General features: G+C 37.4%; 9 protein-coding genes. 3 read left to right on the top strand and 6 right to left on the bottom strand.

The window, feature by feature from the left end; all coding sequences use genetic code 11:
- Positions 1 to 626: 626 nt before the first annotated feature.
- A complete protein-coding gene (locus H7254_RS14280; protein ID WP_301933603.1) occupies positions 627 to 1457 on the bottom strand; it encodes a CHRD domain-containing protein in 831 nt (276 codons plus the stop codon).
- Between the two features lie 742 nt (positions 1458 to 2199).
- On the opposite strand from H7254_RS14280, the gene H7254_RS14275 reads away from it, so the two are divergent.
- From H7254_RS14275 to H7254_RS14265, 3 genes are all read left to right on the top strand, one after another.
- Positions 2200 to 3462 carry an adenylosuccinate synthase gene (locus H7254_RS14275; RefSeq protein WP_301933602.1) on the top strand — a complete coding sequence of 421 codons (1263 nt, stop codon included), beginning with the start codon at positions 2200 to 2202 and terminating at the stop codon, positions 3460 to 3462.
- A gap of 82 nt (positions 3463 to 3544) precedes the next feature.
- Positions 3545 to 3961 (top strand): hypothetical protein, encoded by a 417-nt coding sequence (locus H7254_RS14270; RefSeq protein WP_301933601.1) that lies wholly within the window; start codon positions 3545 to 3547, stop codon positions 3959 to 3961.
- 53 nt (positions 3962 to 4014) lie between these two features.
- Complete coding sequence (locus H7254_RS14265) at positions 4015 to 5292, top strand: anthranilate synthase component I family protein (protein ID WP_301933600.1); 1278 nt, start codon at positions 4015 to 4017, stop codon at positions 5290 to 5292.
- 2 nt (positions 5293 to 5294) lie between these two features.
- Here the strand turns inward: H7254_RS14265 and H7254_RS14260 are convergent, their stop codons facing one another.
- The 5 genes from H7254_RS14260 to rplS all read right to left on the bottom strand — a co-directional run bounded on the left by H7254_RS14260 (position 5295) and on the right by rplS (position 9154).
- The gene (locus H7254_RS14260; RefSeq protein WP_301933599.1) at positions 5295 to 6500 is read right to left on the bottom strand and encodes a lytic transglycosylase domain-containing protein; all 1206 of its coding nucleotides are present in this window, start codon (positions 6498 to 6500) and stop codon (positions 5295 to 5297) included.
- 12 nt (positions 6501 to 6512) lie between these two features.
- Entirely contained in the window at positions 6513 to 7970 is a 1458-nt protein-coding gene (gene gatA, locus H7254_RS14255; protein ID WP_301933598.1) for an Asp-tRNA(Asn)/Glu-tRNA(Gln) amidotransferase subunit GatA, read from the bottom strand.
- A gap of 124 nt (positions 7971 to 8094) precedes the next feature.
- Positions 8095 to 8385: a twin-arginine translocase TatA/TatE family subunit gene (locus tag H7254_RS14250; protein WP_301924289.1), complete on the bottom strand. Its 291-nt coding sequence runs from the start codon at positions 8383 to 8385 to the stop codon at positions 8095 to 8097.
- 101 nt (positions 8386 to 8486) lie between these two features.
- Positions 8487 to 8612, bottom strand: a complete 126-nt coding sequence (locus tag H7254_RS14245) for a hypothetical protein (protein WP_301924290.1) — start codon at positions 8610 to 8612, stop codon at positions 8487 to 8489.
- A 173-nt stretch (positions 8613 to 8785) separates the two neighbouring features.
- Entirely contained in the window at positions 8786 to 9154 is a 369-nt protein-coding gene (rplS, locus tag H7254_RS14240) for a 50S ribosomal protein L19 (protein ID WP_301924291.1), read from the bottom strand.
- Between the last annotated feature and the right edge of the window lie 297 nt (positions 9155 to 9451).

The following is a 9451-nucleotide window of genomic DNA, read 5'->3' as shown; positions in this document are numbered from 1 at the left end:
TAAAAACATTTGAAGTAACATTGGAATACGCACAGCGTAAATTTAATACCAGTAAAATGAGTATGCTTAAAGTAGCGTAAGAAAAATAAATCATCAGGAGAACTGCAATTTTTAATTGCAGTTTTTTTTGTGCTAATACCTGCAGCCCATCGCCTGTAGAGGGAAGGGTAAAATTTTTATTAAGTTTAATATCGGCAGCTTTTTTCTATAATACAATAACCGGGTGGGCACCATTATCTCAGCAGGCGCAAGTTTCCGGTTGATTACCAGGTAGAAAACACCACCAGCAAAGGTTTTGAAGATATTGCTGCGTTGACCTCCCGGACATTTCCCAAAAAAATATTGAACTTGCCGGGACAAAATATAGCAATGATCACAAAGATGTAAAAACCCCAAAAAAATAGCGCATGTCCATTCGAATGTTTTCACAACCGGCATTACCGGTTATTATCATAAGCGGGATGCTTTTTCTTTATAATAACAGCACTTTCTTTGTTTCGGCAGGAGCAAAAATTTAAACTGTGGAAAGTTGATTAAGCTAAATTTAAGTAATAAATAACGGATTGTTTATCAAAAAAACACGTCAATAAAATTAACTTATTGGCGTGTTTTTATTTTACTAATTATTACCTGATTTGTCCGCGAATAAGTCCGCCGGGTTTAGATGTGCTATGTGCATTTACATAAATGGCATCTGTTTTTAAGGAGGCATACAAGTCATCCGTTAAAGCGGTTACTTTTACTGTGCCAAAATCTGCTGCACTTGAATAGAATCCTAAAATTACACTGCCATTTGCACCAGCAGCAGCTTTATGAATATGGGCAACTTTCAACGTATCGCCCATTTCTAGATTGGCGACATCTAACTTTATATAAATTTTCTTTGCGGATGTTACCCTGATCAACGCAGTGCCGGTAGCAGCAGTAGATACGGCAGGCACTTCATTGGCTCCGCTGAGTGTAACAAATTCTGCCACGTCAATATTGGTATTTAACTGGCCTCTCATCAATCCACCCGGTACCTGCGTGGAATGAACATTGAAATACAATTCATTCATATCATTTTTTAAGCTATCTACAAGCGTGGTGCGAATGTTGGGTAGTGTGCCGGAAGCGTTACTACCGCTAAACATCGGATTTAAGCTTAGTACAACACCACCGTTGCTAATTGCATCGCCTACATGAATATGGGCTGCAGTAAGTGCATCACCATAAACTAAGCCAACCACTGCAATGGTGTAAGTCATACTGTTGTCGGATAGCAATTTAAGGTTTGCAGTACCCGTTTCCATACGACCAAATGATGGAGTATTTTCATTTTTAACTGAAAGTGGAATCATCCATTCTTTTACAGTGGTGGGTACAATAACCGGCGTAGACTTATCTTTTTTACAGGAAATCATTGCCATGGTAAGGCACAAAAATAATAAAGTTGAATGAAGGAGATTCTTTCTCATAATATATATATATTTTATTTCTATAAACGGACAGATATTGCAAAAGGTTGTGTGATGGGAATAAGTTTTATTAAAAAAGTTAATTGTGTATCGGAACGCTGAAATGAGTGTAGTTTTATTAAACGACCCCTGATTGCATTATTGTAATGGGAAAAAATTTCGTTTTACATTTAACTACATTATAGTTAACTACAAAAAATTAGCAAAAGTCATGGTTTAATTTTTTTACATTCGGCGGGGGAACTACAAGTTTTTTACAGATAAATAGTTTGTGTTTGTATCTGAATTTCATAAATTCTATCAACGGCTTCAATTGTTTCGCTGCATAGGCAAATAATGATTGGTTTTTCAAATCAATCCTGTACCTAACCTTTATGCACTCTATCGGGTTCGGGAATCGACCTTTTTTCTTTTTACCGAAAGGCGCAGGTTCATAACCCTGGCTGTATATAGGTAGCTGGGTAAGTATACTTTTCTTCTCCCCAAGTTTCAAACAAATACAATTCATTTTAGGTGGTTGTTGTATTTCAATATATTTTTACGCCCGAAAGAAAATGGAGCGAAAATAGTGCGATAAATGAATTGCAGTACGCTTCGATAAGAGTTTAAAAAAGGTATACAGTACAAGAGGGCGATGCAACGATGTTTCACACAGCTTTGCCGCCCGGACAAAAAAGAAAAATTAAATACCTCAATTTCTTTTTAGAAAACAGGGGCCAACTTAAAGCAATAAAAATTTATAATGGTAGATGTAATTCTCGGACTTCAATGGGGTGATGAGGGCAAAGGAAAAATCGTTGATTATTTTGCGCCTGGTTATGATGTGATTGCCCGTTTTCAGGGCGGCCCGAATGCGGGACATACTTTGTATGTAGATGGAAAAAAAGTAGTGCTGCACCAGATACCCAGCGGCATTTTTCATGAAGGTAAAACCAATCTCATTGGCAATGGGGTAGTACTAGATCCGGTAACGCTTAAAAGAGAATGTGAAGTAGTGGCGTCTATGGGAGTTGACTATAAAAAAAGCTTATACATCAGCGAAAGGGCGCATTTGATTTTGCCTACGCACCGGGCTTTGGATAAGGCCAGTGAAGTGGCAAAAGGCAATGAAAAAATTGGGTCTACCTTAAAAGGAATTGGTCCTGCATATATGGATAAAACTGGTCGAAATGGTTTGCGTGTAGGCGATTTATTAGATAAAACGTTTACATCACAATACATAAAATTGCGGCTGAAACACCAGCGCCTGCTGGATAATTATAATTTTCAGGAAGACATTAGTTTGTGGGAAGATGATTTTTTTGAAGCAATTGAAGAACTAAGGAGTTTTAAAATTGTTAATGGAGAATACTTCATCAACGATAAAATACAACAGGGAAAAAAAGTATTGGCCGAAGGTGCCCAGGGAAGTATGTTAGATGTAGATTTTGGGACTTTTCCTTTTGTAACCAGCAGCAGTACAATATCTGCCGGCGTATGTACCGGACTGGGTATTGCACCTCAAAAAATTAAAGAAGTTTTTGGTGTTTCAAAGGCTTATTGTACCAGGGTTGGAAGTGGTCCTTTTCCTACAGAACTGAATGATGAAATGGGAGAACTAATACGCAAAACGGGTAGTGAATTTGGTGCCACCACAGGAAGGCCCAGGCGTTGCGGCTGGATTGATTTAGTTGCTTTACAATTTGCCTGTATGATTAACGGAGTTACCCAGATTATTATGACTAAAACAGACATTTTGGATGCATTGCCAGAATTAAAAGTTTGCAATGGTTATTCTATCAATGGAGAAGAAAAAAGTTATGTCCCTTTCCAGATGAGCAAGGTACAAATCGACCCGATTCATACAAGTTTTGAAGGTTGGCAAACTGATATTACAAAAATTGACAATTATGACAATTTGCCTTTAAAAATGAAAGAATACATTGACTACATTAATAATTTTTTAAAAATACCGGTAAAATATATCAGTAACGGGCCGGGAAGGGATCAAATAATACTGGCATAAAAAAATATTATAAAAATAAGTGCCTTTTTATTTGGCTAATTAAAAATCTATAAGAAATTTTACAGTAACAACCAGTTAAATTATGGCAAAGAAATCTAATAAAGAAAAAGAAACAATTCCCGGAGAAGATGTTTCTGAAAAAAAAGTTACTCCAAAAGCATCACCCAAATCTAAAAAGGAGGAAGATGACGATGATGATGATTTGGATGAAGAAACCAAGCCTGTAAAAAAAGGAAAAGCATCAGCAAAAAAAGATAGTGACGACGGGGATGATGACGATGATGACGATAATATTGAAGCCGATGATGAATGGGAAAAGGGTGAAGATGGAGATGACTGGGATACCGACTTTGATGAATTTGATGTACCAAAATCTGCTGCTAAGAAAACAGCGGGTAAAAAATCTGCCAAAGATGAAGATGAAGAGGAATTTAAAGATCTCGGTTTTGACGACTTAGATTCAGATGGCGGAGATTTTGATGACGAGGATGATTTTTAAAAAAATAGAAGTGATAAAGATTGATTGTAATTGATGGTAGTTAAAATAACCAATTGAAAAAAGCTACTACATTTACAATAGATAATTTTACATCCTTCAGGTTAAAAATGTTGAACTGGTGTGGCCGGTTCAACATTTTTTGTTTATTGGATAACAACGAATATAATTTTGATAAGCCTGCATTTGAATGTTTGCTGGCTGTTGGTTGTAAAGCTACGCTACAAGCCAATGCAGGTGATGCTTTTGCTGCTTTAAAAAAATTCAGTGCTGCTCACCAGGACTGGTTATTTGGTCATTTGGGATACGATCTTAAGAATGAAATATCTCCTCTTCAATCCGATAATTTTGATGGTATCGGCTTTAAGGACATGAATTTTTTTGTACCGGAAATAGTGCTGCAATTAAACAAACAAACGCTTACTGTTTATTGCGAAGAAAATGCAGAGCAGGTATTTAAGGCAATACAATGCAGTGAAGAATTTAAAGAGATCATTGCTGCCGGCGTTACCATCCTCAACAGATTTACAGAGGCGGAATATGTACATATTGTACAAAAGTTGCAGCAACATATTTTGCGGGGTGATTGTTATGAAGTAAACTTTTGCCAGGAATTTTTTTCAACTGATGCTGTCATTGATCCTGCAACCGTATATCAAAAATTAATGCAGCTTTCCCCCAGCCCCTTTGCTGCATTGTATAAATCCAATGAACAATACTGCATTTGCGCCAGCCCGGAACGTTATTTTAAAAAGATGAGCAATAAAGTACTTTCACAACCCATAAAGGGCACGTCCAAACGTTGCTTAACAGATGAAGACCTGGATGAAAAAAGCAGGCAGCAATTATTAAACAGCGAAAAAGAAAGAACTGAAAATGTAATGGTAGTGGACCTGGTAAGGAATGATTTAAGTAAGGTTTGCAAACAGGGAACCGTGCAGGTGGATGAGTTGTTTGGCATCTACAGTTTTCCACAGGTACACCAAATGATCAGTACTATTAGCGGCACTTTGGAAGATGGGCTTGACTGGACGGATGCTGTGAAAGCAACTTTCCCAATGGGGTCTATGACTGGTGTACCCAAACTGCGGGTAATGCAGTTGATAGAGCAGTATGAACAAACTAAACGGGGTCTTTTTTCAGGTGCTATCGGATATGTTGATCCCGCAGGTAATGGTGATTTTAATGTGGTGATACGGAGTATTATGTACAATGCCGCTAGCAGGTATTTATCTTTTCAAACCGGCAGCGCCATTACTTTTTACAGTAATGCCGCAATGGAATATGAAGAGTGTTTATTAAAGGCCGGGGCTATGAAAAAAGTATTGCAGTAAGCTTATTGATGTTTCTTTTTAACAGGCACAGGATATACCGTTTTAAAATCCGGTACTGCCGCATCTCCTAATAATGCCTGTACACTTTCGTTTAAAATCTGGTATTTATTGGCGGTAAATAATTGCATTTTGTCCGGCGGTAAACGAAGATCAAAATTTCCGGTAACCGATAAAGTCGCATCAAATGATGGGTTAAAATGATTGAACAAAGCAATAGTCATCTGTAAATTTTTGACCATAACCCCGGAATTATATTTTCCCGAGATAGATAAAACTTCTACATCCGCCAACTCATTCGCCGATAAGTTAGTTGGTTTAAAAGGTGTTGTACTGTTGGAACTGTTACTTCCATACGTAGTGCGGTTAACATCATTACCAAAGGGTAAGGTACCTGCAGAAAATGTAGTTACGCCGCCGCCACCTTCCATGATATAATGGGTAGCAATAAATCTTTTCACATAGGTTCTGGATTCTTCCGGCAGGTAATATTGCAAACGCCAAAAATCTGTACTGCCACTTTTTTTTATCGCATTGTACACCCTTGCCGGACCACCGTTATAGGCTGCCATTACCAGCAACCAGTCGTGCATTTGGCTATATAAATACAATAAATATCTGGCTGCAGCATGGGTGCTTTTATAATAATCCCTTCTTTCATCCACCAATCCATTTACTACCAATCCATAATCTTTGGCAGTGTAAGGCATAAATTGCCAAGGTCCTCCTGCCCCCATATTGCTGGTAGCGCCGGTACTTAAATTAGATTCTATTACAGCAATGTATTTTAGTTCTTTTGGTAAGCCGTACTGCATTAAAATATTTTCTATCAGCTTAAAATAGGGCTGGCCCCAGCCTTTCATATTTTGCAGATAACCTCCATGTGCCTTTATGTAATCCTGCACAAAACTTTCGGCATTGGGATTTACCTGTGCCGTGTATGGCAAGGCTGCATTGTAGCTGTAATTAGAAAAAAGATTTTTAAAACCATATTTGGTAACCTGGTTAAAATACTCAACCTTTTCTTTTTTGGGAACCTTTCTTGTTTTGATAACTTCTTCAATCAAAGAATCTTCTCTGGCAATATTTTCTGGCAGGGTATCTTTTATTTTAGCTAATTGAGTTGAAGGGGATTGCATTAAATTATTTGTACCTGCTGCTGCAGAAAAAAATAACACACACATAAAAGATATGGTAAAAAACTTTTTCATTACTAAAGGCCACTAATTATTTTTATACTGTTGCAGCAACATAGCTGACAACTGCAGTAAAGTTACTTCATCCATTTTATTTGTAATAAGCTGTAGTCCGAAAGGTAATCCGTTGCTATGTTTATACAAAGGTATTGAGATGGCTGGCAAACCGGTTAAGTTGGCAAATACGGTGTAAATATCTGCCAGGTACATGGCAATAGGATCATCCGTTTTTTCGCCAATAGTAAAAGCTGTTGTAGGCGCCGTTGGAAGTATAATAGCATCAAAATCATTAAAAATACTGTTGGTCCGGTCAACCAGCATTCTTCTTACCTGTTGTGCTTTGGTAAAATATGCATCAAAATAACCAGCACTTAAAACAAAAGTGCCCAGTAATATTCTACGTTTTACTTCTTTGCCAAAACCTTCACTGCGGTTGCGTTTATAAAATTCTGTTAAATCTGTTACCGGTTGTTTTGTGCGATGCCCGAACCTTACCCCATCAAAGCGGTTGAGGTTACTGCTGGCTTCTGCCGTTGTTAAAACATAATAAGCCGGCACAATGTATTCCAGCAAATCAAAATCAACGGCTTCCACAACATGTCCCTCGGTTTTTAATTTATTGATAGTAGAAAATATACCCGTACCGATTTCTTTATCAAGCGATGGATGTTGCAAGGCATCTTCAAAATATGCAATGCGGTATTTTTTTTCTGTTAACGGAGTAGGTAAAGTGGTATCTGAAAAAGATATTTCTCCCCGGTTAAATGGTTGGTCAATTGCAGTACTGTCATAGTCATCCGGCCCTGAAATTATCTCCAAGGCAAGGGCAACATCTTCTAATGAAGTTCCAAAAATTCCAATCTGGTCAAAAGACGAAGCATAAGCAATCAAGCCATACCTTGATATTCTGCCATAAGTAGGTTTAAGGCCAATAATACCACAAAAATCTGCGGGCTGTCTTACAGAGCCGCCGGTATCGCTTCCCAGGCTAATCATACACATACCGGCCTGTACTGCTACTGCACTGCCACCGGATGAACCACCCGGAACCTTGGTTTCATCTAAAGCATTTAGCACATTTCCGTAAACCGAGTTTTCGTTGGTACTTCCCATTGCAAATTCATCGCAATTGCAGTTTCCAATTATAATGGCTTCTTCATCTAATAATTTTTGTATAGCGGTGGCATTGTAAACAGAAACAAATCCTTCCAGAATTTTTGATGCAGCGGTAACTGTATGATCTTGGTAACAAATAACGTCCTTAATGGCAACCACCACCCCATGTAAACGACCGATTTTTGCACCACTGTTTCTTGCACCATCTAGTGTAGCCGCCCTTTTCAGTGCTTCATCCCCAAAAATCCGGGTAAATGCATTCAGGTTTTTTTTACTATCAATTTTTAGCAGGTAATGGTTAACGGCAGCTTCACAGGAGGTATTTCCTGCTAGCAACTGTTGGTGATATTCTTTGATTGTTGTAAACAAAACAAAAGGTTTGATGGATATGTATAAAACAGGCTGAAGAGTACTCTTCAGCCTGTTAATCATTTAATTTTCAACTGGCAGAAATTTGCTTCAGCCGTAAGTGAGTTTATGTAAAGCCAAAAATTTACTTTGGTAAATCCTGGGCCTGTGCTTCCTGCGCTCTTTTTTTGTCAAGTTGCAGTTTTAATTCCCTGATCTCTTCATCTTTGTCCTTTTCTTTCATGCCTTCTTCTATTTCATTTTTTACACTTGTCTTTGCATCATTGAAATCTCTAACGCCTTTACCAATTCCTTTCATCAATTCCGGAATTTTTTTTCCGCCAAATAACAACACAACAGCCAGTAAAATAAAGATCCATTCAGATCCACCCGGCATTCCGATTAAAAAAACAGCATTTAAAGTTGATAATAACATGATATTAAATTTAAGGAACAAAGATAAAAGAAATATCTTCTTTCCCGGTTTTTTGATTGTTAATAATCAAAAATTTTCTTCTTTTGGAAAGTATCGTTCTGTTACCTTATATAACGGCCACATTTTGCTTTGCCATTGGCAGCTTCATAGGTTGTGATACCTCTGGAACAGGAGATAAATAAAATTACGGCAAAAATAAACAGGCCATACAGGATTAATTTTTTCATGAGGTTGGTTTATGGGTCAGAAATAGTTGTGTTAAGTGAGAGCTGATATTTAAAAGTAAGAACTATTCCAGTAAAAGTAATCATTGAACTATGAAAATTGTTTATAGTTAGGGTAAACGAAAAAAGCGAAAATCAATTGTTTGATTTTCGCTTTAAAATATTTTATGATGGTATTATTTCTTTTTAAGAGCAACCGCCATTCTTTTTTCCTGTATACGGGCACTTTTACCGCTTCTTTCTCTAAGGTAAAACAATTTAGCACGGCGCACTTTACCTACTTTGTTTAATACTATACTCTCAATATTTGGAGAATAGAAAGGAAATAAACGTTCAACACCCACCCCATCACTCATTTTACGTACGGTAAAGGTTGCGGTTGCACCAACACCCTGTCTTTTAATCACATCGCCTTTAAAGCTTTGGATACGTTCTTTAACGCCTTCTACAATTTTATAATTAACTGTAATATTATCACCTGCTTTAAATGCAGGAAGTGCTGGCTTAGCTGTAAGTTGTTCATGTACAAAAGAAACTGCGTTCATAATCTTTATTTTTAACGGATTGCAAAGGTAGGGGTTTAATTGATAATTGTAAAATGAATAATGGATATTTTTTTCGGTAAAACTTATTTTATGTAATCCCACTGCTATCCGATACTCCTGCGCCAGACTGAGAACCATCTTTCCAGGCCCGCCCCTCATTTCTGCGCCTCTTGTAATTTCAAAAATTTGCTTCCGTGGTCGGTGTCCTCACCGAACACGACTTCAAGTCAGAATACTTCACTAAAATTTGTCAATATTTTAAACTCATCCATTTGTTGTTCGTAAAAAATAGCAGAG

Origin of the sequence: Ferruginibacter sp., from assembly GCF_014377975.1 — a bacterium.
Taxonomy (GTDB): Bacteria; Bacteroidota; Bacteroidia; order Chitinophagales; family Chitinophagaceae; genus Ferruginibacter.
The sequence above is the reverse complement of the archived record's forward strand: the minus strand, read 5'-3'. Positions and strand labels throughout refer to the sequence as shown.

What these genes read in the sequence shown, in the direction of transcription:
- H7254_RS14260 (WP_301933599.1), bottom strand. Translation starts at nt 6,500, where the DNA reads ATGAAAAAGTTTTTTACCATATCTTTTATGTGTGTGTTATTTTTTTCT.
- H7254_RS14280 (WP_301933603.1), bottom strand. Translation starts at nt 1,457, where the DNA reads ATGAGAAAGAATCTCCTTCATTCAACTTTATTATTTTTGTGCCTTACC.
- rplS (WP_301924291.1), bottom strand. Translation starts at nt 9,154, where the DNA reads ATGAACGCAGTTTCTTTTGTACATGAACAACTTACAGCTAAGCCAGCA.
- H7254_RS14245 (WP_301924290.1), bottom strand. Translation starts at nt 8,612, where the DNA reads ATGAAAAAATTAATCCTGTATGGCCTGTTTATTTTTGCCGTAATTTTA.
- H7254_RS14250 (WP_301924289.1), bottom strand. Translation starts at nt 8,385, where the DNA reads ATGTTATTATCAACTTTAAATGCTGTTTTTTTAATCGGAATGCCGGGT.
- H7254_RS14270 (WP_301933601.1), top strand. Translation starts at nt 3,545, where the DNA reads ATGGCAAAGAAATCTAATAAAGAAAAAGAAACAATTCCCGGAGAAGAT.
- H7254_RS14275 (WP_301933602.1), top strand. Translation starts at nt 2,200, where the DNA reads ATGGTAGATGTAATTCTCGGACTTCAATGGGGTGATGAGGGCAAAGGA.